The organism is Pedobacter sp. P26 (genome assembly GCF_050632135.1).
In the GTDB taxonomy this organism is placed as follows: domain Bacteria; phylum Bacteroidota; class Bacteroidia; order Sphingobacteriales; family Sphingobacteriaceae; genus Pedobacter.
In genome coordinates this window covers 5,542,235-5,564,682 of the sequence record NZ_CP192574.1, presented here as the reverse complement: position 1 = coordinate 5,564,682, position 22,448 = coordinate 5,542,235, and the positions used below count along the sequence as shown (strand labels likewise).

Sequence of the window (22,448 nt, the reverse complement as noted above, 5' to 3'; positions counted from 1 at the left end):
ATAGATCAAATAAATTAAATATCAATTACTTAATTCGTTATTAATACCCTAATTAGAACGATAGATTTTGAGCGAATTTTAAGCTTATCTGTCTCAGTAAATTTGATAATGGGGATCATTACCTCCCGAATATAAGCTAAGATAATTCAGAAAATTAACTAATCTGTTTTGCCAAGCATTTTAATCAGATTCTGCACCGATTCTTCCGTCGGCGCAGCAAAGTCGCTGATGCTTTCGATTGTTTCTTTACATAATGGCGCAGCCCTGTCAAACATGATCTTTTCATAAGCTGCCATGGCGTCACTAAGTTGTGTAAAATCCTTATTGATCAAACAATTTGACAAATCTAAGGCGTCAAGCATGGCCAAATTAACGCCCTCACCATTGGGCGGCATCAGATGTGCGGCGTCGCCAATAAGAGTGAGGTTTGATTTAGTCCCCCACCTGTTCTCTAAAGGAAAATAGTTCAGCGGCCGGGCAACAAAATGGTTGCAAGCTTTAAATAAGCTGGCAAATATAGGGTTCCAATCTCCGTAGCGATTGATCAGATACTCGTGCACATCTTGAGGGTTACTAAAATCAATACCGCTGTCTTTAACCCAGTTTTCGGGGTACAATGACGCAGCATAAAAAGTCAAGCCGCCATCGCCCCGCGGTTGTGCAGTTATGGTCGCGCTGTTTCCCATGGCCATCAAATTCGCCTGATCAACTAATTTGTAAAATTCGGGACAGGCTGTTTCCGGATGATCTATTTCGCCCTGGATAATTGTCGCGCCTGAATAAGATGCTTTTAAGTCAGTAAGGTAAGGCCGGATCCTGGAGCGGTATCCATCTGAACCGATAACAATATCTGCAGTAGCAGTTGTTCCGTTCTTAAATTGCAATTCCCAAATATTGTCAACCTCCTTCATGCTCAGGAACTGGCTGTCCCATATTACGGTATCGGGTAGCAACCCGTCGATCAAAAGATCCCTCAGTGCACCCCTGTCTATTTCAGGCCTGAATTGCAGATCTCCAAATTGTGGTTTGCCGGCGTGGTTACCTTCATCAAACAAGATATTTCCTTTTGGATCAAGCAAGCGGTATTTATCAGCACCCTGCATGTAATTGTCTTTGAATGCCTCCATCAGCCCGGTCGCGTCCATGGCTTTCAGGCCGGAGTCAAAATGCAGGTCGACAATTGCGCCTTGTACGCGTGCTGCCTGGCTGTGATCCCGCTCATAAACTTTGACCTCCACGCCTTTGATCTGCAAAAGCCTTGCAAGTGTCAGGCCGCCGGGGCCGCCGCCCACTATAGCAATTTTTTTATGAAGTAAAAGTTCCGGTGTTTGTATCATCCCCATGCTCTATTATTTTATGAGCACAAAGGAACGCCGGAAGTTGAGTTAGTGCAATGACACGATACTGTAAGTGTAGGACTATTCGCGGTTTTTCGCCCGAAAATCAATGGGTGCCATGCCGGCCACTTTAGTAAACAGTCGTGTGAAATAGGAATAGTCATAGTAGCCAAGATCGCCGGCGATCTCTTTTATTGATTTTCCTGAATGGTACAGAAGGCGTTTCGCTTCCAGCACCACACGCTGTTGAATATGAGAGGAAACGGACTTTCCGGTAGTAGCTTTCACACATTCATTTAAGTATGAAGGGGATAAACTTAACTGAGCAGCGTATTCAGACGGATTTTTGGTTGACTTATAATGTTTTTCCAATGCGGTCTTAAATTCCCTAGTGAGATCCTCCATCCGGGCATGATTTTCAGCCGGCTTAGACAATGCAAGGTATTGGGAAATGATCGATACAATAAGCGTATTAACGCTTTCCTTCAAAATGGGATGATAAAGTACTTCAGTTTTATTTTCAGACAGTTTGATACATAACGCTGCAGTTTCTGTGAGTACAGCAAGTGCTTCCGGAATAACCGGCAACGCGTTTACCGGCGCAAGACTTTCAAGCATGCTTAAGTACTCCTGCCGGATGTTTTCTTCTGTTATGATCCACGTACAGATCATTGCATCTTCGAACGCTATAACCCTGTGAACTTGATGAGGGTGAATAAAGATAACAGCCGGTGCCTGGATATGATGTGTTTGAAAATCGATTTCGATTAGGGTTTTTCCTATTTCCTGGATGATGAAAGTATAACCACCATCCCGGTGAGACCGTTCGACCTGTTCGGAATTGGGCGACCCGTTAAATGAATCCCGCATCATCATGATCCCCCTGCAACTGTCTTCAGGCAGTATATTTACAGGAATATTATTGGTTTTCTTGCTCATTACAGAAATAGTAAAGATAACTATATGTAAGGAACTAAAACAATCAACGATGTTTTTTAGCTGGCTGGAATTTTCCCCGGTTTATTATCTGCATAAATTGTTCAAGGGCACTGCGCTCAATGTCAGCCAAATCGTTGCATTGTAGCCGGTGACCAGCGTTCTTTTTCCTGACAATTTCAGATCCATGATATTCTTTTTATTACTTTTGTTGATTAACTTACGTTCAGTAAGTCAAAGCTAATAAGTGAATTATTCTAAAACAAGACGGGGCTTGAAAGTCAGATACTTACTTGTAAATAACTGTTGTTGAAAATGAGGCGGATATGAAAGAAATTTCAATAAGGTGTGAGAACGACCGTAACAACTGCCCGGTAAAAGATGTTTTGAACCGTGTGGGTGATAAATGGTCGATGCTTACGGTCATCATGTTATCTGACCTTGGTATGCTACGCTTTAACGAATTGCACCAGCTGATCGTTGGCATATCGCAAAAAATGCTGACCGTTACGCTGAAAATGCCGGGAGCCGACGGACTGCTAACGCGGAAGATGTATGCACAGATTCCGCCTAAAGTAGAGTATGCCTTAGCGTGGCTGGGTGAAAATCTCGTAACACCGCTGATGCATTTATACGACTGGGCGAATGCCAACATGCCCGAGATCAAAGCTTCCCGGGAACGTTATGAAAAGGCAGTCACATTATGAACACCTATTATCTACCGGATGATATATTAAATGGCTCCACTATGGGTGTAGATGAGGTAGTGATCCGTTGCTACACCTCCGGACAGGATTCCGTTAAGAACAGAATCGTCTTAACTCAGAACATGATCAACCTGCTGGTCAGCGGCACCAAGACCGTCGTTTATCCGGATGCAACAGCTGTGGTGAATGCGGGTGAACTGGTGGTATTATCGGCAGGGAATGTACTCACATCCGAGCTATTAACAGGCGGACAGCAGTTTACCAGCATTCTATTTTATTTCAGCAACGAACTGTTCAATAAGTTCCTGATTAAGTATGACCATTTGCTGCAAAGCGTAATTCCTTTAAGCGGTAAAAAGTCCTTCCTTACTTTTAAGCAGGATAATTTTATCAAACAATTTATCGTGTCTATGCAGGCGTTGATGGCTACGGAAAGCGAACTACCGGCAGCGGTCAGATCCATCAAACTGGAAGAGCTGCTCTTGTATCTTTTACATTTCGATCCTGAGCGGTTCCGGGCTATTCAGATTCTTACCAAGGACCGGGAACAATTGCAGATCAAAAAAGTGGTGGAAAGTCATGTCGGTCAGCTGATCACCGTAGATGAACTGGCTTTTCTTTGCCATATGAGCACTTCCACCTTTAAAAGAAGGTTCAGCGAGATCTATCATACCACCCCTCAAAAATGGCTGCTTAACCGAAAGCTGGAAATGGCTGCCGAATTATTGAGATCCGGAGGAGAAAGCCCGTCGGGTGTTTATCTGAAAGTTGGTTATCAGAATCATTCCAGTTTTTCTGAGGCTTTCCGGAACCATTTCGGTCATACCCCAAGCGATTACCAGCAGCAACAATTGAACGTTGTGCCATAACTCCTGAACGTCCGGCCTTAACACGCAACCTTAGCTGGCTGGTACCTTTGTATCATCAATATATGAATATATGAAAACGATGATCGAAAACAACAAAGCAGTAGTGCGTCGCTTTAATAAGGAAGTGATCGAACAGGGAAATGTAGACAGTTTTAACACCCTTATGGACCCTGATTTTATTAACCAATCAGCACCGGCTGAAATGGACAACGGCCCGCAGGGAATGATTTATTTCTTTAACGAAATATTGCGTCCAGCCATACCCGACATGAAGGTGATTATCCATGACCAGATAGCCGAAGGCGATATGGTCACTACCCGCAAAACCATCAGCGGTATGCATACGGGACAATTATTAGGAGCGCCTGCGACCGGACGCGTGATTAGCATCGGGATAATGGACATAGTGAGGGTAAAAGACGGCAGATACATTGAACACTGGGGCATTACTACATTACCAGAACTCCTTGCTACTTTAGCGCGGTCCTAAACACAAATACTATGTTGAAACAATATTTTACTGATCTGGCGGCTTATAATAGCTGGGCAGATGAAAAGGCAATGGACTGGCTGAGCCAGATCACTGATGAGCAATGGGAACAGGTTAATGTCAGCAGCTTTTCCAGTATCAGACAAACCGCTGTGCACATAGCCAGCGCGGAAAAGATCTGGATAGACTTCTGGACCGGGGCACCAGATCCGGTTTACTTGTCGGCCAATTTCAATGGTACCAAAACCGAATTAATGGACATCTGGAAAGCAGCTTCTATAGGATTGGAGCATTATATAAACAGCCATCTGGAGGAGGATTTTATGCGATCAGTTAGTTTTATCTATCCGAACGGCAATATCGGACAAATGCCCTATTATCAAACATTTGCTCATATTGTTAACCATTCAACGTATCATCGCGGGCAATTGGTTACCCTGCTGCGGCAGGCTGGTTACAGCCGATTTTCGTCAATAGATCTGGCAACATATTATATCTTAAAAACCAAAGATTTTAGATCGTAATCTTATGCTCAAAGCGAAGTTTGACAAATGAATACAGAAAGATCGAAGGCGGAATACCGCGGACCTACTCAATCCTTGTTTTTGCTTATCAAGCTTGTCATTGTAGAATTAAATTCATTAAGTCCAATGTCATGTATAGCAAAAAAATCTATGTCTGCATTTTCTATGGCAATTATGGCTTTTTGTAAAACAGCTTCTCCTTTTTTTGTCAGTCTTATTATTTTTGCTCTTGTGTCTGTTTCGTGTTCCTGTCTTGTTAAAAAGCCCTTTTCCTATAACATACGCAATACTTTAGAAACCATCATTCTATCAGCATTACTCTGGTTCGCAATATCAACCTAGGTAACTGCGTTGCTGCTCTTTGAAAGCCATCCTAACGCTGCTAACAAAACAAACTGTATCTGAGTTAAGTCCAATGGGTCTAGTACCTTTTTTTGTTTTCGTTGCCAAAGCATAGTCAGTTGCCCCAGCAAGTAGCCCGGGCTATTGTAAGCTTCCCTGTTTTTCAGACCATTCAAAAGTATAATTTTGTCCTCAAATTTCCTGCAATAAATCTACTGGAGATTTGAAGTTCAATGCCTGGTGTGGTCGATGGTAATTGTAATCCACCATCCATTCCTCTACTTTCTGCCTTACATCATCCAGGGAGTGAAATATGTAGGCATTTAACAATTCTCTTCTGATACTTGCATTCAATCTTTCTATATATGCGTTCTGTATTGGCTCTCCTGGCTGGATAAAACCAGTTCAACATCGTTTTCCTTTGCCCATTCATTCCGCTTATGTGAGATGAACTCAGGCCCATTATCCATTCTTATTTTTTTTGGAAGCTCCCTATATTGTTTTAGGTCATCCAAGGCTCTTATAACTCGCAATGCCGGAAGTGAATAATCTATCTCCATAGCAAGCATCTCTCTATTGTAATCGTCTGCGATGTTCAGCAACTTAAATTTCCTTCCATTCCAGAGCGCATCATTCATAAAATCCATGGACCATATCTCATTTACTGTTCCTGGCACGAACAGGGGTTTTTTAACTCTTTCTGGCAGCCTCTTCTTTGCCCTGCGGCGGATATTAAGCTTCATTGAGGATAAATCCTATAAATCCTTTTATGATTCCATTTAAGCCCTTTTCGACGCAATCGGTAGTAACACTGCCAAAAGCCTATTGAAACGTGGGCTTAGCAAAAAAACCGGGAAAAATTTTAGGAGTTGACGAAACTACTTTTGTATCTGGGGATTAGAAGAAAACCAACCACATAAGGCAATACTGGAAAAGTTAGATATGATGTTGTAATCACTATCATTATTCAACTGTTTAATAATAGGTCAAATTAAATGTTTTATGTTGAATTGAATTAAACCATAACGTCTGTATAATTCTGTGTTGAAAATTATGGTATAACTGAGTTATCTTAAATAATTTATTTAAGCCACTTCAAAAAATAAAAAAGAAAGCACTCAATGATTTGACTAAAGAGGAAATTGGACAGATCTTCCTTATTGAAATCAGCCAATATGATTCTAACAGGCCTAAACTCTATGAAGAAGAGAAGCAACAAAATCCCTGTTTCTTCTGGAAGCAGGGATTTGAAAGCAACGATCAGTATCTGGCTGGCGAGTCACGGTTAACAATAACTCCGTCGCACCACCTTTTAAAAACCATACATACCACCTGACACGGAAATTTGTTCTCCCGTTATCCAGGCGGCATCATCGGAAGCCAGAAATACCGCAGCTTTGGCTATATCTTCGGGCCGGCCCCTGCGGCCAAGCGGCGTATTGGCGATAAACATTTTTTCGTAGTCGCTGCCGGCGGTCACCCCCGCTGCAGTCGCACCTTCGGTTTCCGTAGCGCCCGGCAAAATCGAATTGATGCGAACGTTTTGTGCACCCAGTTCTTTCGACAAAGCGATCGTGATGGCATCTAATGCCGCTTTAGTGGCCGAGTACAAAGAAGCACCCGGAAGCGGCATTTTGCTGGCGCCCGAACTGATATTAATAATATTGCCTCCTTTATCTCCAAATAATTTCAACGCTGCCTGAATGGTCAATATCGGGCCCAGCACATTCACATTGAAACTATTATGAAAAGTTTCTCCTGAAATCAATTCTATAGGAGCGTATCCCTGATAAACAGCGTTATTGACTAATATATCCAAGCCGCCGAATGCCGAATTGGTTTCTTCAAACAACCTGTTTACATCTGCTTCTTTTGATACATCGGCCTGTACAGTAATGGCAGTGCCGCCCTTATCGGTGATGGCTTTCACCACTTGATCCGCGGCCTCTTTACTGGAAGCATAATTAACCACCACCTTTGCGCCTGCCGCCGCAAAGTGTTTGGCGATGGCTGCGCCAATTCCTTTGGAAGCACCCGTAATTACGGCTACTTTGTTTGTTAATATATTCATGGTTAATATGATTTAAGATTTGAACTTTACCAGGTCCTGAAAGATGAGTTTACCCCAGTTCTTTCCTTGAGCCTGCACCAGCAGTCCGCCCTCCGAAAGCCCACCCAGATTTACCGGCGCGAAACCGAGTTTTTCGGCGAGCGCAGAGATCTCTGCGGTGGCGGCCTCATCATCGCTCGTCAGGAACACGACTCTACTGCCACCCTGTACGGCCGGATCCTGGTCAAGAATAGCGGCGATCAAATGATTGAAGCCTTTAACCAGTTTGCCACCAGTGAAGGCCTGCGCCACGAATTGGGCAGAAGGCAGTCCACCCAACTGCTCAGGAGCTACGCCGTAGGCATTGGTAACGTCAACAATGGTTTTGCCTTCCCAGTTGGGCAGCGCCTTTGCGACTTCGTGGTGCGATTCGAAACGCACAGCCAAAAAGATAACGTCGGCCTTGACGGCTTCCGCTAATATTGTCGGATCGATCTCCCGGCCTATAGCGGTCGCATCGGCTGCAAAGCTTCCCGGGTCGCGAGTGGTGGCAACGGATACTTTGATACCCTTGCGGGCGAATGCCCTGGCCAGGGCCTTACCGATTTGGCCGAAGCCGATAATAGCATAGCTTGCTGCTTTTTTTGCTGAATTACTCATTTTGATAACTTTTAATTATTTGGATAAATAGGTCATACCTCCATCTACCAGGAGTTCGGCACCCAACATAAAAGAAGAATCATCAGAGGCCAGAAAGACCGCAGTTTTAGCAATGTCGGAAGGTTGCCCGATCCTGCCTATCGGCATTTGATCTGCAAAGTGTTTTTTTACCGCTTCCATTTGTTCTGCGGGAACAAATTTGTCAAATGCCGGGGTATCTGTGGTACCTGGCGTGATGACATTTGCCCTGATCTTGCGGTCTAACAGGTCGCTTGAAAAGGCTTTGGCTAAAAAGATCACCGCCGCTTTGGCAGCCCCATACAGCGTAAAATTGGCGTAGGCCCGATGTGCGGCATTTGAACCGATCAAAATAATGGAGCCACCATCATTCATATAGGGCAGTGCCTTTTGCACCGTGAAGTAAACACTTTTCAGGTTCAGGTCAATAGCCTGGTCAAAGTCGGCTTCGCTGGTCGTTGCTACTGTTCCTACAGCGCCGCCACCGGCGTTAGCTACGATCACGTCTATTTTACCAAATTTTTCAGCGGCTGCCGCAAACACCCTTTCCAGGTCGGCCAAATTGGTTACGTCACCATTAATAGCGATAAAATCATCGCCCAATACTACCGCGGCACTCGCTAGTGTTTCCTCGTTCCTGCCGACGATAACACCTTTCGCACCTTCGTTTTTAAATGCTTCAGCAATACCCAATCCGATACCGCTGTTACCGCCAGTGATCAGGGCCACTTTATTTTTTAATCTACTCATTGTTTCTTTTTTTATATTTGTTTCTCAAAGGTACTATCAATAGTTTATATTTGTAACTAATGGCGTACATACTGGTTACGAACAGGTAACCACAATTTTTAAATGATATGAAAGACGAAAGATTTTGCAATTCGAATTGCCCGTTTACGAGGGCTATCGGCACTGTTGGAAATAAATGGAAGCCGATAATTATCAACGTCATCGGCAACCGTACGGTTCGTTTTGGTCAGCTCGATACCATCATACCCCTGATTTCCAGAAAAGTATTAACCGAACAACTCAAAGAGCTGGAAGAAGATGGACTATTGGAAAGACTAGCCTATAAGGAACTGCCGCCAAGAGTAGAGTATAAGTTGTCTGAAAAGGGCCTGGCATTTCTGCCGATATTAGAACACATCAAAGAATGGAATTTAAAATATGAGGTAGCTCCGATTAACCTGGAGACCGATAAAAAAAGCAGGATAAATTATGCCGGATAGTTAAACCTGCGGTTTGGCATAAGTAAAATAAAGTGGAACTCGTCGTTAAATTAGAAAGGATGGATTTATGATCAGGTGTGTGATTGTTGATGACGAACCACTGGCTATAGCTTTGCTTGAAGACCACATAAAACAAGTCCATGACCTGCAATCATGTTAGCGACTACAAATCCTCTGGAAGCTATGGAGTACTGTCAGAATTCGGATATTGATCTGATATTCCTTGATATACAAATGCCAAAGTTAGACGGAATTGAAATAATGAGACTGATAAATAATCGCTACAATATCATAGTAACAAGTGCATATAGTGAATATGCTATACTTGGCTTTGAACATAATATTGTCGACTACATGTTAAAACCAATTACATTGGGTAGATTTTTAGCCGCAATATCAAAGGCGAGAGATAAGCTAGATGCCAAGCAAGCTATCGCACGACATGATAATTTCGTATATCTAAAGGTTTAACAGCGCATGCATCGCATAAATTTTGATGAAATTCTTTATGCCCAAGGATTAAGGGATTATGTACTTCTCCATTTCGATAGTAGTAAAATTCCAGACAATGAAGGGACTAATGGATATTCTCTACCAACCAAGTCTTTTGTAAGGATACATAAATCTTATATTGTCGCTATTAGCAAAGTTGAACAGATACATAAAGATTATATTGTAGTCAACAATACTATAATACCAATAGGAGAGTATTATAGAGAAGATTTTTTGAGGCAAATTTTAAATAGTTGATTAAAATAAAAGCACTTATATGGATGATGCGCATGCAATGCTAAGAAGGCTTGTCTATATAAATCCATCTGCAAACGTTAACCAACAGCACTTAGTCAGGCAGACCATTAATCAAAAACTAGGAGAAACCATTACCCTGAGCGAATTAAGGGTCAATCCTTTATACCTAAGAAAAGACAGGGGATATATGGTCATTGATCAGACCATGTACTTACGGAAAAATTATCGCGAGCCCTTTTTTGAACTATTCCACAATACCTCCCATACTGTGCAAAGCCTTTAAAATTTTCAAACTTGCTTTGCTAACACCTTCTTAGCGGATAAGTTATAATCTGCATTGTCGGCTTTTTTTGGTTCGATGTTGGTAAATTCGATAGGAATACAAGTTTTGCTAGCATTGTAGAGTTTAAACGCCTGTTCTGAAAAGAAATAAATTAATTCGGTATACTTTCTGCTTCCTCTTCTGATAGATTAATGCCTTTGACTTTGAGGTCTTCGATTACCTTGTTGGTGGTAAGAGATTTGGTTATTTGATTTTCCATTATGGTTGGTTTTGGTTAACGATGCCATAATAGTTTGTTGGAGTTTATTAAGATAGCGAATTTTTTTGAGATAACTAGTATATATTAAGAGATTTTGATAGCGGCACAGCTAAGCATAAAGAGGAGCAGGCTAAAGAAGCTAAATTGAAATTGGAGGAATCTGAAGAACAACCAATTGTAACTTGTTATCTAATGCAGCTCAGATAGGCGGTCCTGTGTACCGCCTAAGCGCCAAAATCCCTGCGGGACTTGATCGGTATAAAAGAACAAATCGGTCCTGAACGAAAACGCCTTACACATACTTATCAGACTAAAACAGGCATATCGCTTTTCATTTAAAATCCCTAAATTTTAGTCGGATCAAAATGATTTAAAAATCATCTTCTACCTATGGTTTTTCTTATAGTGAAAAGATTGAAGTGACATGTAGCGTTTTAAGCTATCGAACCGTATTTATTGTAAATAACAAGTGGTACATGTCCTTTTAATGCTTAATGGTTATTTAAAAATCCACAAGAAAGAGAGGCGGCAATTAATGTTCAATGATATTAAATATTTACATTTTCTAAGCTCAAATAATATGCAGGCAAAAACAGTATTGACAGTTTTATTAATAAGTGTTGGAATAGCCGTCCAATCATGTAAACGAAATAACCCAGTTGTTCCAAAAAGCGAGCAAACCGTTCCGAAAATTGAAGATATTTTGAACGGAAATGATCAAAATCTGATCAACCTACTAAATAAGGTACGGGGAAGCGTTGGAAGACGTGGCCATGGATCAAAAACAATTTGGAGTAGAAAAAACGATTATGGTTTGGGACTTTATATAAGCGCCAACCATGTTTATAACATATCCGGATGGAATTCCCGAAACGCCAAATTCTTTGACTTATCGTCCGAAAACACGGGCATTTTTGAATTATCTCAAATTCCTCCGAATAATGGAGGTATCGATTTAGGTAATACACTGGTGGCAGATTTCCCCTTATTCATTTCGATATTTCTTCCGGTGCCACTAATACGACCATACTGCCGGCAGAAGATTTTTATCTAGGAATAATTGATAATCAACGAACTCCGCAAGGTTCTTTTCCTAAATACCCTGAACTTGTTAAAACGTCTGAACCATTGCAGTTATACGATCCCGAGCATAGGACAAAAGCAACCCCAACATGGAATGCCGCTGTGGCAGGCGAAAAAGTCATTGCAGTTGGTTATCCTCAGGATGATATCAACTATCCTAACGGAGCAGTAGCTTATGGAAAAATATTATCCGATACAGAAGCTACGCAAACCATCCAAAAACTGAAGATTGCCGGAGACACCGAAGGAGATATACCGTATAATTCGAGTGCCGAATTTTTAATAGAAGCGCAGGCAATAGCAGGGATGAGTGGAGGAGGCGTATTTAATGCAGATGGGCAATTATTGGGTATCATGGTTAGAGGAAGCGACAAGGAAAATGCCCCTCAGATTATCAGAGTAGTTAAAATATCCCATATTAAATCCACTATGATAGCATTTTACAATAGCTTATCTGAAACAAACAAGAATAAAATAAGACCATTTATAAGTGGTGAATTATAATCAGTCGAGCTCAGGTAAGATGAATTTGAAAGATCTATTTGTTGTTTCATCAATATTTAGAATCCTCCTCAATTATTTGGTAAGCCCATCGATGTGGCTATTTGCTATCAGCTAATCAGAGGGTCGCTGGTTACCCACGACGAAAGTTGTGAGTTTTTTGTGTTTAGGGCTGGGCGAGAAGTTTATCTTGAGCGCAGAAGAAGGGAGCCCGGCAGAGGAGCAAAGATTTTCCGGATCAAGCAGAAAAGTTGGGGCCTTTAAAGGGGGAGTTACAAACTAGTGTACTAGATCGATAAATTCAATTTTCATACGAACAAGTCTGACCCATTGCATAAACACAAGGATCTAACAGTAAATAGATCCAAATTGAACCGCCATTGTCATATATAGAAAAATATGTCTATAATTGATGTCAGTTTATTCGTAAATTGGCTTTGAACAAAGTTTTGGCACTAAAACCCCTTTTTAATGAGCAGGAACTGTTGGCTAAGATAGCTGAGGGGGATGAGCGTGCCTTTACGGAGCTTTTTGAAGGGTACTACGGTGCATTGGGAGAATTTGTATATAAAATTACTGAATCCAAGGCTGTAACGCAGGAGATTGTCCAGGATGCCTTCATCAAAATTTGACTCCGAAGGGAAACACTTGCAGGTATCAAAAGCTTCAGTAATTACCTGTTCATAATTTGTAGAAACCAAACATATAACCAGTTAAAGAAAATTGCTGTTGAACGTAATTTTAATTTGCCAATCGAACAACACGTTAACAAGGGTTTCGATATTCAAGAAGAGATTGTACAAGTTGACCATTATCGGGCTTTAATTGATCATTCTATTGATAAACTTCCGGAACAAGCTAAAAGAGTTTATCTTCTCAGTCGCCACGAAAGGCTAAAGCATGAAGAAATTGCTAAAAAATTAAATATTTCTTCTGAAACAGTAAAAAAGCACATTCAATATGCTGTTAATTTCATTAAGAAAGACCTCGATTCTAAAATAGACATCGTTACATTGATGATTTTAATGAGTTCTTTAGTAATTTGTTAACATTCGGTTAATTTTTTCATAAATCACTACCCCTTTTTTCCTGGTCTTTTGTCTTTAGTGTGAAATGACTATAAATCCATTATTATGCAGGATGTAAGGTTAAATATTCTCTTTAAGAAATATTTCGATAAAACAGCTAATCAGCAAGAGCGGGAAGAACTATTTTCTTTGGTCAGAATAGCTGCTAATAAAGAAAATATTGAAAAGGAAATGGAATTACATTGGTTAAATTTCAATGCAAAGGATAATCCTTTTTCGGTGCAGGATAAATCTGCGATGGTTGAAAAAATTCTTCACTTTATTGATGAAGAAATTATAATGCCGGATAAAAAAATAAAAACCTATAAATTATTTACTAAATGGGTTGCCGCCGCATCCATTGCTATAGTAGTAATGGCAGGAAGTTATTTCTACTTTAATAATCATAAACAATTACCCGAAAAAGTAGCTTACCAAAATGATGTTGCGCCAGGGGGCAATGGTGCAACTTTGACCTTAACAAATGGGCAAAAGATATTAGTTAATGATGTACTGTCAGGAAATATTGCCATGCAATCAGGCGTAAAGATTTCTAAAACGCCTGATGGGCAGATTGTATATGAGATCACGGATAATGGTTCAAAGAGTTCAGGGTACAATACTTTATCGACTTCCCGGGGGAGCAAACTCAGGTGCGTTTACCTGATGGAACCATTGTGTTTTTAAATGCAGAATCTTCATTAAAATATCCGGTAAGTTTCGTTGAAAAAGGTAAACGACAGGTGTTTTTAACAGGAGAGGGATATTTTGAAGTTGCTAAAGATCGATCGCATCCTTTTATCGTGAAAACTACGCGACAGGAGGTTCAGGTTTTAGGAACACACTTCAATATAAACTCATATGATGATGAGGCAGCTACAACAACTACATTGCTGGAGGGAAGTGTATTGGTTTCAAATTCGAATCTTGTTCAAAAAGTGCTCAGGCCAGGGGAGCAATCTGTCCTCAGTTCGGGTCGCATTCAGGTAGCGCCTGCAGATGTTGAAGAAGCGATCGACTGGAAGAATGGGGAATTTATTTTCGGCGGTGATAATTTTCGTACAGTAATGCGCAAGATTGAGCGGTGGTATAACATCGAGGTAATCTATGAGCCATCAGCTCCTATAAATCTGCAGTTGGGAGGGTTCTCATCGAGATCACGAAATATTTCTACTGTATTAAAAATGATTGCAAAAACTGGCGAAGTGCATTTTAGGATAGAAGGACGAAAGGTTTTTGTAAGCAAATAAGTATATCAATTAATAGATTATAACTTTTAAACAAAAAAGAATGGAAAAACTTTTACGACAGCAAAACCAGGGCTAAAAAGGTCAGGGGTGCATAAACACCCCTGATAATAGTCTGGCATTAGTTAATAAAAATCAACGAAAACCGCAACAGCTATGAGCTTCGAACCACATGGGCTGCTGCTAAACCAAACCAAACAAATGTATAAATTTTATCTCATTGAAACGGATAGACCAGATCGTCTATTCCCTAAACTCTGGCGTGTCATGCGGCTAACCACCATTATTATTTTAATCACACTGATGCAGGTAAGCGCAGCTGGTTTTGCACAAAATGTGACCCTAAATCATAAAAATGTATCTCTTGAAAAAATTTTCCGGGAGATTCACCGGCAGACTGGCTACGATTTTCTTTATAACAGAGACATCATAATGAAAAAGCAGTCGGTTAACCTTTCTGCTTATAATCAACCTTTGGAGGCTGTTCTTAATTCATGTCTCGACAAACTTGCGCTGGAATTTTCTATCGAGGATAAGATGATCGTGATTAAAGAAAAAGTTTTAACGGAAAATCGCAAAAATTTTGCAATTGATTTAACCATTTCAGGTAAAGTAACCGATACAGCAGGTAAGGCGCTTTCTAACGCAAGCGTAAAAAATGTTACGCAGAACAAATCAGTCATAACCTCAGAAAATGGGAACTTTAGTATAAGTGCCAAATCAGGAGATCGTATTGAAGTTTCATTTATTGGATTTATAACTTTTAGTTTTACCGTAAAGGAAAACTTAGACTATCAGCTCATCAAACTTAGGGCAACAAGTGGTGAGCTTACAGAAGTGCAGGTTGTTTCTACAGGTTACCAAACCTTGCCGAAGGAGCGGAGTGCGGGATCTTTTGCAAAGCCCGACATGGAGATCTTGAATAACCGGTCTGGTACAATGAACATCTTACAACGTTTGGATGGATTAATCCCTGGTCTCACCATCAACAACGCAAACACAGACAATTTTCAAGTCCGTGGATTGACCTCTATTGGTGTGCTTAGCGGGGGTACGAGTGGCATTTACAGCGGCACCGAACGGGGGCCACTTATTGTTGTAGATGGCATTGCCATCAGTAATATTGCTTCGGTAAACCCAAATGATGTAGCTGATATCACGGTGCTGAAAGATGCTACAGCCGCATCCATCTGGGGTTCCAGGGCCGCAAACGGAGTGATTGTAATCACGACAAAGCAGGGTGATCGTTCCGGCAAATTAAAAATTGAATATGATGGTTTCGTCAATTTTTTAGGCAAACCTGATCTGGATAACATGCCCTTACTGAACAGCCAGCAATTCATACAGGCAGCTAAAAATATATTTGATCCTTCAGTTACAAGCTGGCAAACAGTAAGCATTTCCAATTCTACCGGAACTCCTGGTGTGCCTCCTCATGAACAAATTTTGTTCGACTGGTCGCGTGGAAAGATTTCGAATTCTGTTAAAGATGCTAAATTGGACAGTCTCGCAGGAATTAGTAATCGTGCTCAAATCAAAGATCTCTTCTATCAAAGTGAGATATTAACTAACCACACAGTTTCTATCCGTGGAGGAGGAGAAAAATACAGTGCCTATGGTTCTTTCGCTTATACGGGTAACCAAAATAGCAAACCGGGATCTTACACCAACACATTCAAAATCAATGCCCGTCAGGATTACCGGCCATCGCATTTTATAAGGATGTACCTGATTACCGATATTACCAATACAAGAAGTAAAGTAACCCCTTTACCAAATGCGAATAACACTTTTTTACCTTACCAGCTAATTCGTGATGCTCAGGGCAATAACATTCACATGCCCTGGTTGTTCAGGACAGATTCTTTACGGAATGCATACGAAACCAGAAGTGGTATAAGTTTAGACTATAGCCCGTTAGATGAGGCAGAGTATGGCTATACGCTTACAGACAACCTGTTAGCAAGGCTCACTGGTGGTGTTGCACTTAACCTTTTAGATGGCTTAAAACTGGAAGGTACTTATGGCCTGGTAAAAGGCAGCGACAACAGCCGCAACTACAGAGGACAGGAAGCTTATGCGTCCAGAGAGGAAGTGGTGAGTTTTGCAACAGGCAGCGTAGCCGGTAACAATATCCGTTATTTTATGCCACAAAAAGGCGGACGATATACGACAGGAAACAATATGCAGGAAAACTGGACCATTCGTCATCAGTTAGCTTATAATAAAAACTGGAAAAATTCAGAACACCAGTTATCTGCCATTTTGGGTACCGAAATGCAAAGCGCGTTGACAAGAGGTACATCGATTACGCAAAGAGGTTTTAATCCGCAACTTGGAACTACGATGCCTCTCAATTACGACACTTTATCCAAAGGTGTAGTGAATACCATCCTGCGTAATAACTCTTCAAAAAGCCTCTACACCACTAACGATTTTAACTTTGCGCAGGTGGAAACACGATTCCGGTCAACTTACGCAAACGCAGCTTATACCTTTCGTCAAAAATATACGGTCAATGGCAGCTGGCGTCAGGACGAGTCTAATCTTTTCGGTGTAGAAAAATCGGCTCAGAACAGACCGGTATGGAGCATAGGCGCAAGCTGGTCGCTCTCAGGAGAGCATTTTATGGAACACATTGACTGGCTTGGGCGATTGAACCTAAGGGCTACCTATGGAATTACCGGAAATGCGCCCACGCCCGGAACAGCATCCTCCAAAGATATTATTTTAGCAGGAACAGGGTCATCAATCTTTCCCGGATCGATAGCCTATGTCATTTCAAGTTATGCCAATAGAAGCCTTACCTGGGAATCAACGAAAGTAACTAATATTGGTGTTGATTTCGCGATACTGAACAACAGGATCAATGGTGCGTTGGATTTTTATCATAAAAAGACAGAGAACCTGCTCGGCAATGTCCCAAGCAACGGTTTTACAGGTGTAACCACAATTGTGGGCAACCTGGGCGACCTGACGAATAAAGGTGTTGAACTGAGCCTGACTACCGAAAATGTTATCAGCAAGAACTTTAGCTGGCGCACCTTATGGAACATCGCTTATAACTATAATAAAATAAACCGCCTGGCAACAGCCCTCATTTCGACCACAGGTAATTCAGTAATCAATAACAATGGCTACGGAGGCTTTTATCAGGGTTATGCAGCCTATGCTCTTTTCGCCTACAATTATGCCGGACTGGACAATATGGGTGATCCGCAAATCCGATTGGCAAATGGCACGGTAACTAAAGCGTTGAACGTAGCCAAGCCGGAAGATATGGTTTTCATGGGCACTTACCAACCCAAATGGAGTGGCGGTTTTTCCAACATTTTCAGTTATAAGTCACTTTCACTTTCTGCCAATGTTATCTACAACCTGGGGCATGTGATGAGGCGTGACCTCAACAGAACCTATACCCTCAACCGCTTGTATCCCAACGGTACATCACTAACGGGTGCAAATGTGCATTCGGATTTTGAGCAACGCTGGCAGAAGCCGGGTGACGAAAATTTCACGGATATTCCTGGCTGGGTGAGTAATGCCACTACAAGCGGGAGCAGGCGTTATGTCAACTATTATTTATATGGCAATACAAATGTAATCAGTGCATCCTATATTAAATTGCGGGATGTTACGCTTTCTTATAAACTCCCTGAGGTGTTATTACGCCGAATTAAAACGCAAGGTATAACGTTGCGTGTTCAAACGGGTAATATCATGCTCTGGAAAGCAAACAAATTCAATATTGATCCGGAATTTCAGAATGCACTACTGGGTATACGAGGACAGGTAGCCAACCAGCATACATTTTCCGTTGGAGCACATATCGATTTCTAATCATTAAAAAGAGAAAAAATGCTAAAGAAAAATTTCATCATTGTACTAGCTTGTATAGTACTTGTCTCTTGCAAAAAGAGTTTCCTGGAGATTGATCCGATTGGGAAAGTTATAGCTACTACAACAAACGATTATAACAATTTATTTTATACTACAAGTCTGCTATCGACATCTTCCTCCGACATACCGATTACCCTGAGCGACGAAGTCGCCGGAGTTTCTACTTATCTAAGTCCAGCGGCAGTTAACGTACAAAATGCCTTTCGTTGGGAAAAGGACATCTATCTCGACAGTGAAGATGCAGTTGAATTTACCACCTTGACGGCACAGGTATATCTGCTCAACAAAATTGCCAATGAGGTAATGGGTTCAACCGGGGGCTCTGAAGCCGAAAAAAGAGCGATACAGGCAGAGGCCCGTGCAACCAGGGCATGGAGCTATTTTATGCTCATCAACTATTACGGCAAACCGTACAATGCGGCAACAGCAGCGTCTGATCCAGGCTTTCCTATTATTACAGAGGCAGATGCAGCGGCAACTTCCTTTAGTAGAGCCAGCGTGCAGGCCATTTACGATTTTATTATTAAAGACCTTACCGAAAGCATTCCAGATCTTCCGCGCAATTCTTTATTGAGGCAGCGTATGAACAAATCCTCTGCGATCACGTTACTGGCGAAGGTCTATGTCTTTATGGGCGAATATGGGAAGGCACTTTCACAACTGAATCAGGCTGCAACTGTGCTACCCACGAATGTGACCACAGAAATCTACGATTATAACCAAACGTTGGTTCCTGGGGGTAGCTGGGGATATTCTCCTACTGCAAATTCGTATACTAATGGCCCGGCCCCGGTACTGAGTAACGAAGGCATGCTGGCAAGAAATTACAATTCCAAGTTCATGCCCAACTCAAATTTACTCGTGCTAACGCAGGAAGCATACAAATTGTATGGTACGAATGACCTAAGGAAAAGATTATTCACGGAAAGAGCTACCCCATTCTCAAGTAATGTAACCTTTCCGCTGAGCATGGTAAGAAGATACGGGTATAGTACGATTCCATCTTTTGGAATAACCTATCCGGAATACTTTCTCCTTCGGGCAGAGTGTAAAGCCAGAACCAACGATTTGACCGGAGCTAAGGATGATCTTGAAACGCTTCGGAAAAAAGAATGCCGTCAGCAGATGCTGTTGTGAGCATTTCAAATCAAGAAAATATGATCAGGTTTGTTATTGATGAGCGTCGTAGAGAATTCGCCATGTTCGGGTACCGCTGGTTTGATATGAGAAGGTTATCCGTTGATCCACTTTTCGCTAATGATGTTTACACACATAAAATTTACGATTTGCAAGGAAATGTACTGTCTACCTATACTTTGTCGAAAGAGCGATTAACACTTAGATTTCCACTTAAGTTAATGGCTCAGAATCCTGATATTACAAATAATCCATAAACTATGAAAATAAGTATAATCGCTATTTTTCTGCTAATTTGTTGCCAGGTAAAAGCACAATCGAAATATAATGGATCTTTTACCATCAGTGGTGATGTTTCAAAAGTTTGCAAAACAGGACTGATGACTATGGCTTATGCTAATGCGAACGGCAAACCTAAAAGGGATACTGTAAAAATCGAAAATGGAAAATTTAAACTTTCAGGTGAGGTGTCAGAGCCTGTGGTCGCAATACTTAAGATAAAATTACCCCAAGCTACCGTTGGACCGGCATTATACGATCCGAAAAATATGTACCGGATTTTATTGGAACCAATTGACTATAAATTGAGTACAACCGGGGAAAGTCTGAATACCGCAATTGTGAAAGGGAGTCAAATCCAACAGGAATATACCAGATATTTTCAGTCATTACAAAAGTTACATTATGAGATGCGGCCTTACAATATGCAAGCACAAGCATTTGAGAAGCAAATGGACGTAAGTAACTTTATTAATGTACGCAAAAAGCTAGACTCTTTAGACGAGATGGAGCGGGCTATGGTTGACAGTTATGTGTCAGCCAACCCTCACTCTCCTGTTTCACTTTTTGCAGTTGATGATTACAATAGACCTATAATGTCGCCCAAACCTTTCAAGTCCTTTTTTGATAAACTTGATCCCGAATTAAAAAAACAAGCATAGGTCGGAAGCTGGCCAAAGACATTGAGGAAAGAGAATACTTTTTGCCAGACAGTCAATCAGTTGACTTTACTCAACCGGATACATCAGGAAAACTTGTTAGCTTATCTGAATTTAAAGGAAAATATGTACTCCTCGATTTTTGGGCAAGCTGGTGTGGCCCATGCAGGGCGCAAAGTGTGTTTATGAAAAAGGCTTACATACATTTTAAAGATAAGAACTTCACCATCATCGGTGTATCTTGCGACGACAACAGGGAAAAATGGATCGAAGCGATCAGGGAAGATGGAGTTGGTATATGGACACAACTTGGAGATATGACCGGGAAGAAAAATATAGTCAGCGATATTTATAAAGTCAGATCTTATCCGCAAAACCTGCTGATAGACCCCACGGGAAAGATAATAGCCAAAAACCTGGGTGGATTGTTACTCGAAATGAAGTTAAAGGAGGTTTTACACTGATAGCAGGATTTTCATTCACATCGCTCCAGGCAACATTCAGCATATAGCTGTCTATTAACAGTATTTTGGGGTTACTATGTCGTTCGAGATAGTAACCCCTTTTATATACCCCCATCTTTCTCATCAGATGAAGAAAAGCTATTAAGACCATTGAAATGAATTACCTTCGGTGAGCTCGCTTAAGGCTCGGTTTACTTCGTAGCTTTCCGCTTCGCTACAGGTCAGGGTGACGGCTATTAACGAAAAATGTCTGCAGTAGACCTTTAAAGGAATATTAAAATCGAACTCAGGTTAATACTAAAATACCTGAAGAATAGCCATAAAAGCCACATTATTAATCAACTTCAAGTTTCTAGTCTCAGAAGCTAAAAAGGGCAAGCGCGGTAAGTGCACGCTTGCCCTTTTTGGGCTCATATAATTAATGTTCAAGAAAATAACACAATGTTAATTTTCAGAAACATCGTATTGGGAATAAAATTGCCCACACAAATACCAAAATCGGTTATTTGATAGCCATTTATTATTTAATTAGTTTTTTATATTCAGCAAGCTTCGCTTCGTATTCTGTAACCGTACTTTCCATTACAAAACCAACAAACTTTTTCTCTTTCAGGTATTCTTTTGCCTTGGCAATTGCTTGCTCCTGGGCTACTGCGGCAGATTTATAGTCTCCCATATTCACATAACCAATGGCAATCATATTTAACATCAGAGAGCCTGGTTGCGGATTGTCTATCATTGATCTCAGAATGTCTATTGCATACAGATAGCTTTCTTTTGATAAGTTGGGTTTATGGACAATCGCAGCGCCAACTGAACCCCTAAATCCAGGGTTGGTGGCCTGCCATTTTTTGACGAAATCCATTGCTTCCTTTTCTCCGACATGGTCCAGGAGCATCATAAACTTGTTCCAGTTTAAAACAACCCCTTTATTTTGTGGCATTGTTGCAGTGATAGAATCTGTTAGTTGAGATGCTCTATCATATTGTTTAGCTTTAATTGCATCATCAATTAATTTTGTAGCATTCGTCATGGCTATTTCATCTGCCGTTGGTGTTCTATTGGCCTGGTCTATTGCTTTTTTGCGCATTGCCGTAACATCATACTTGCCATCCATGACTACGGTGATAATCGAATCTAAGTTAACCGGGTGGCCCATCCATTGAATGACGCCATCTTTTACCATCATGGAGGTAGGTAAACCAGCCTGGCCTGCAGCGGTCATCCAGTTTTTTGCCATTAATTGGTCTTTGGTATCTGTAATTACGTTAAAATCCATGTTTTTACCCATGCCTTTGGTAAACTTACTCACTTTTGCATAGATGTCATCGTAGGTCATCTTTCCAGATTTATCTTCCCAAATATCTACAGCCACAATGGTTACATCCTTGGCTTTTGTTCTGGCAACATCAGACAGGTGTGGCATAGAGGCAATACAGGGACCGCACCAGGTTGCCCAGAATTCGTAAATATACAGGTGTCCGCTTTTGAATTCTTTGATTGGAGTTCCTTTGATCCATGCCCCATAGTGTAATTCTGGTGCCTTATCTCCGATAAATAATGTTGTGGGTGTTTTTTCCTGCGCTGTTATTGTCAAACTATAGAGCACAAGGATGGTCAATGCGATTATTTTTTCTATCTTTTTCATCTTACTAAT

Annotated in this window: 27 protein-coding genes; 19 read left to right on the top strand and 8 right to left on the bottom strand. The window is 41.2% G+C overall.

Going from position 1 to position 22,448, the window contains the following annotated elements:
* Positions 1-158 precede the first annotated feature (158 nt).
* Positions 159-1,343, bottom strand: coding sequence for an FAD-dependent oxidoreductase (locus ACQ86H_RS25785; RefSeq protein WP_431292945.1), 1,185 nt, complete (start codon positions 1,341-1,343; stop codon positions 159-161).
* Between the two features lie 75 nt (positions 1,344-1,418).
* The gene (locus ACQ86H_RS25780) at positions 1,419-2,276 is read right to left on the bottom strand and encodes a helix-turn-helix domain-containing protein (RefSeq protein WP_431292944.1); all 858 of its coding nucleotides are present in this window, start codon (positions 2,274-2,276) and stop codon (positions 1,419-1,421) included.
* 323 nt (positions 2,277-2,599) lie between these two features.
* Between ACQ86H_RS25780 and ACQ86H_RS25775 the strand changes: the two genes are divergently transcribed.
* From ACQ86H_RS25775 to ACQ86H_RS25760, 4 genes are all read left to right on the top strand, one after another.
* The gene (locus ACQ86H_RS25775; protein WP_138819777.1) at positions 2,600-2,980 is read left to right on the top strand and encodes a winged helix-turn-helix transcriptional regulator; all 381 of its coding nucleotides are present in this window, start codon (positions 2,600-2,602) and stop codon (positions 2,978-2,980) included.
* Positions 2,977-3,849 carry a helix-turn-helix domain-containing protein gene (locus ACQ86H_RS25770; protein WP_431292943.1) on the top strand — a complete coding sequence of 291 codons (873 nt, stop codon included), beginning with the start codon at positions 2,977-2,979 and terminating at the stop codon, positions 3,847-3,849. Before ACQ86H_RS25775 ends, ACQ86H_RS25770 begins: the two co-directional genes overlap by 4 nt.
* A 70-nt stretch (positions 3,850-3,919) precedes the next feature.
* Entirely contained in the window at positions 3,920-4,339 is a 420-nt protein-coding gene (locus tag ACQ86H_RS25765) for an ester cyclase (protein ID WP_210419428.1), read from the top strand.
* 11 nt (positions 4,340-4,350) lie between these two features.
* Complete coding sequence (locus tag ACQ86H_RS25760; protein ID WP_138819779.1) at positions 4,351-4,863, top strand: DinB family protein; 513 nt, start codon at positions 4,351-4,353, stop codon at positions 4,861-4,863.
* 534 nt (positions 4,864-5,397) lie between these two features.
* Here ACQ86H_RS25760 and ACQ86H_RS25755 read toward each other — a convergent pair.
* The 5 genes from ACQ86H_RS25755 to ACQ86H_RS25735 all read right to left on the bottom strand — a co-directional run bounded on the left by ACQ86H_RS25755 (position 5,398) and on the right by ACQ86H_RS25735 (position 8,683).
* On the bottom strand, positions 5,398-5,559 hold the full coding sequence (locus tag ACQ86H_RS25755) for an integrase core domain-containing protein (RefSeq protein ID WP_371716936.1): 162 nt from the start codon (positions 5,557-5,559) through the stop codon (positions 5,398-5,400).
* Between the two features lie 5 nt (positions 5,560-5,564).
* The gene (locus ACQ86H_RS25750; protein WP_431292942.1) at positions 5,565-5,948 is read right to left on the bottom strand and encodes a DDE-type integrase/transposase/recombinase; all 384 of its coding nucleotides are present in this window, start codon (positions 5,946-5,948) and stop codon (positions 5,565-5,567) included.
* Positions 5,949-6,517: 569 nt separating this feature from the next.
* Complete coding sequence (locus ACQ86H_RS25745) at positions 6,518-7,276, bottom strand: SDR family NAD(P)-dependent oxidoreductase (protein WP_431292941.1); 759 nt, start codon at positions 7,274-7,276, stop codon at positions 6,518-6,520.
* Between the two features lie 12 nt (positions 7,277-7,288).
* Entirely contained in the window at positions 7,289-7,915 is a 627-nt protein-coding gene (locus tag ACQ86H_RS25740; RefSeq protein ID WP_138819782.1) for an NADPH-dependent F420 reductase, read from the bottom strand.
* Positions 7,916-7,930: 15 nt separating this feature from the next.
* The gene (locus ACQ86H_RS25735; RefSeq protein WP_138819783.1) at positions 7,931-8,683 is read right to left on the bottom strand and encodes an SDR family NAD(P)-dependent oxidoreductase; all 753 of its coding nucleotides are present in this window, start codon (positions 8,681-8,683) and stop codon (positions 7,931-7,933) included.
* 107 nt (positions 8,684-8,790) lie between these two features.
* On the opposite strand from ACQ86H_RS25735, the gene ACQ86H_RS25730 reads away from it, so the two are divergent.
* The 15 genes from ACQ86H_RS25730 to ACQ86H_RS25660 all read left to right on the top strand — a co-directional run bounded on the left by ACQ86H_RS25730 (position 8,791) and on the right by ACQ86H_RS25660 (position 20,791).
* On the top strand, positions 8,791-9,162 hold the full coding sequence (locus ACQ86H_RS25730) for a winged helix-turn-helix transcriptional regulator (protein ID WP_138819784.1): 372 nt from the start codon (positions 8,791-8,793) through the stop codon (positions 9,160-9,162).
* A 153-nt stretch (positions 9,163-9,315) separates the two neighbouring features.
* The gene (locus ACQ86H_RS25725; protein WP_431292940.1) at positions 9,316-9,633 is read left to right on the top strand and encodes a LytR/AlgR family response regulator transcription factor; all 318 of its coding nucleotides are present in this window, start codon (positions 9,316-9,318) and stop codon (positions 9,631-9,633) included.
* A 6-nt stretch (positions 9,634-9,639) separates the two neighbouring features.
* Positions 9,640-9,912: a LytR/AlgR family response regulator transcription factor gene (locus tag ACQ86H_RS25720; RefSeq protein WP_431292939.1), complete on the top strand. Its 273-nt coding sequence runs from the start codon at positions 9,640-9,642 to the stop codon at positions 9,910-9,912.
* A 19-nt stretch (positions 9,913-9,931) separates the two neighbouring features.
* Positions 9,932-10,195, top strand: a complete 264-nt coding sequence (locus tag ACQ86H_RS25715; protein ID WP_138819787.1) for a hypothetical protein — start codon at positions 9,932-9,934, stop codon at positions 10,193-10,195.
* 839 nt (positions 10,196-11,034) lie between these two features.
* Positions 11,035-11,508, top strand: coding sequence for a hypothetical protein (locus ACQ86H_RS25710; protein WP_431292938.1), 474 nt, complete (start codon positions 11,035-11,037; stop codon positions 11,506-11,508).
* Between the two features lie 74 nt (positions 11,509-11,582).
* Positions 11,583-12,041, top strand: a complete 459-nt coding sequence (locus ACQ86H_RS25705) for a S1 family peptidase (protein ID WP_431292937.1) — start codon at positions 11,583-11,585, stop codon at positions 12,039-12,041.
* Positions 12,042-12,469: 428 nt separating this feature from the next.
* Positions 12,470-12,670: an RNA polymerase sigma factor gene (locus ACQ86H_RS25700; protein ID WP_431292936.1), complete on the top strand. Its 201-nt coding sequence runs from the start codon at positions 12,470-12,472 to the stop codon at positions 12,668-12,670.
* Between the two features lie 24 nt (positions 12,671-12,694).
* Positions 12,695-13,087, top strand: a complete 393-nt coding sequence (locus ACQ86H_RS25695) for a sigma-70 family RNA polymerase sigma factor (RefSeq protein ID WP_431295477.1) — start codon at positions 12,695-12,697, stop codon at positions 13,085-13,087.
* A gap of 84 nt (positions 13,088-13,171) precedes the next feature.
* Positions 13,172-13,792: a hypothetical protein gene (locus tag ACQ86H_RS25690; protein ID WP_431292935.1), complete on the top strand. Its 621-nt coding sequence runs from the start codon at positions 13,172-13,174 to the stop codon at positions 13,790-13,792.
* Entirely contained in the window at positions 13,759-14,355 is a 597-nt protein-coding gene (locus ACQ86H_RS25685) for a FecR family protein (RefSeq protein ID WP_431292934.1), read from the top strand. The genes ACQ86H_RS25690 and ACQ86H_RS25685 overlap by 34 nt, the downstream gene beginning before the upstream one ends.
* A gap of 153 nt (positions 14,356-14,508) precedes the next feature.
* Positions 14,509-18,192, top strand: coding sequence for a SusC/RagA family TonB-linked outer membrane protein (locus ACQ86H_RS25680; protein ID WP_431292933.1), 3,684 nt, complete (start codon positions 14,509-14,511; stop codon positions 18,190-18,192).
* An 18-nt stretch (positions 18,193-18,210) separates the two neighbouring features.
* Complete coding sequence (locus tag ACQ86H_RS25675) at positions 18,211-19,389, top strand: RagB/SusD family nutrient uptake outer membrane protein (protein WP_431292932.1); 1,179 nt, start codon at positions 18,211-18,213, stop codon at positions 19,387-19,389.
* A gap of 20 nt (positions 19,390-19,409) precedes the next feature.
* Positions 19,410-19,646 (top strand): RagB/SusD family nutrient uptake outer membrane protein, encoded by a 237-nt coding sequence (locus ACQ86H_RS25670; protein ID WP_431292931.1) that lies wholly within the window; start codon positions 19,410-19,412, stop codon positions 19,644-19,646.
* A 3-nt stretch (positions 19,647-19,649) separates the two neighbouring features.
* Positions 19,650-20,330 carry a DUF4369 domain-containing protein gene (locus ACQ86H_RS25665; RefSeq protein ID WP_431292930.1) on the top strand — a complete coding sequence of 227 codons (681 nt, stop codon included), beginning with the start codon at positions 19,650-19,652 and terminating at the stop codon, positions 20,328-20,330.
* Positions 20,331-20,371: 41 nt separating this feature from the next.
* On the top strand, positions 20,372-20,791 hold the full coding sequence (locus tag ACQ86H_RS25660) for a peroxiredoxin family protein (protein WP_431292929.1): 420 nt from the start codon (positions 20,372-20,374) through the stop codon (positions 20,789-20,791).
* 520 nt (positions 20,792-21,311) lie between these two features.
* Here the strand turns inward: ACQ86H_RS25660 and ACQ86H_RS25655 are convergent.
* Positions 21,312-22,439 (bottom strand): TlpA disulfide reductase family protein, encoded by a 1,128-nt coding sequence (locus ACQ86H_RS25655; RefSeq protein WP_431292928.1) that lies wholly within the window; start codon positions 22,437-22,439, stop codon positions 21,312-21,314.
* Between the last annotated feature and the right edge of the window lie 9 nt (positions 22,440-22,448).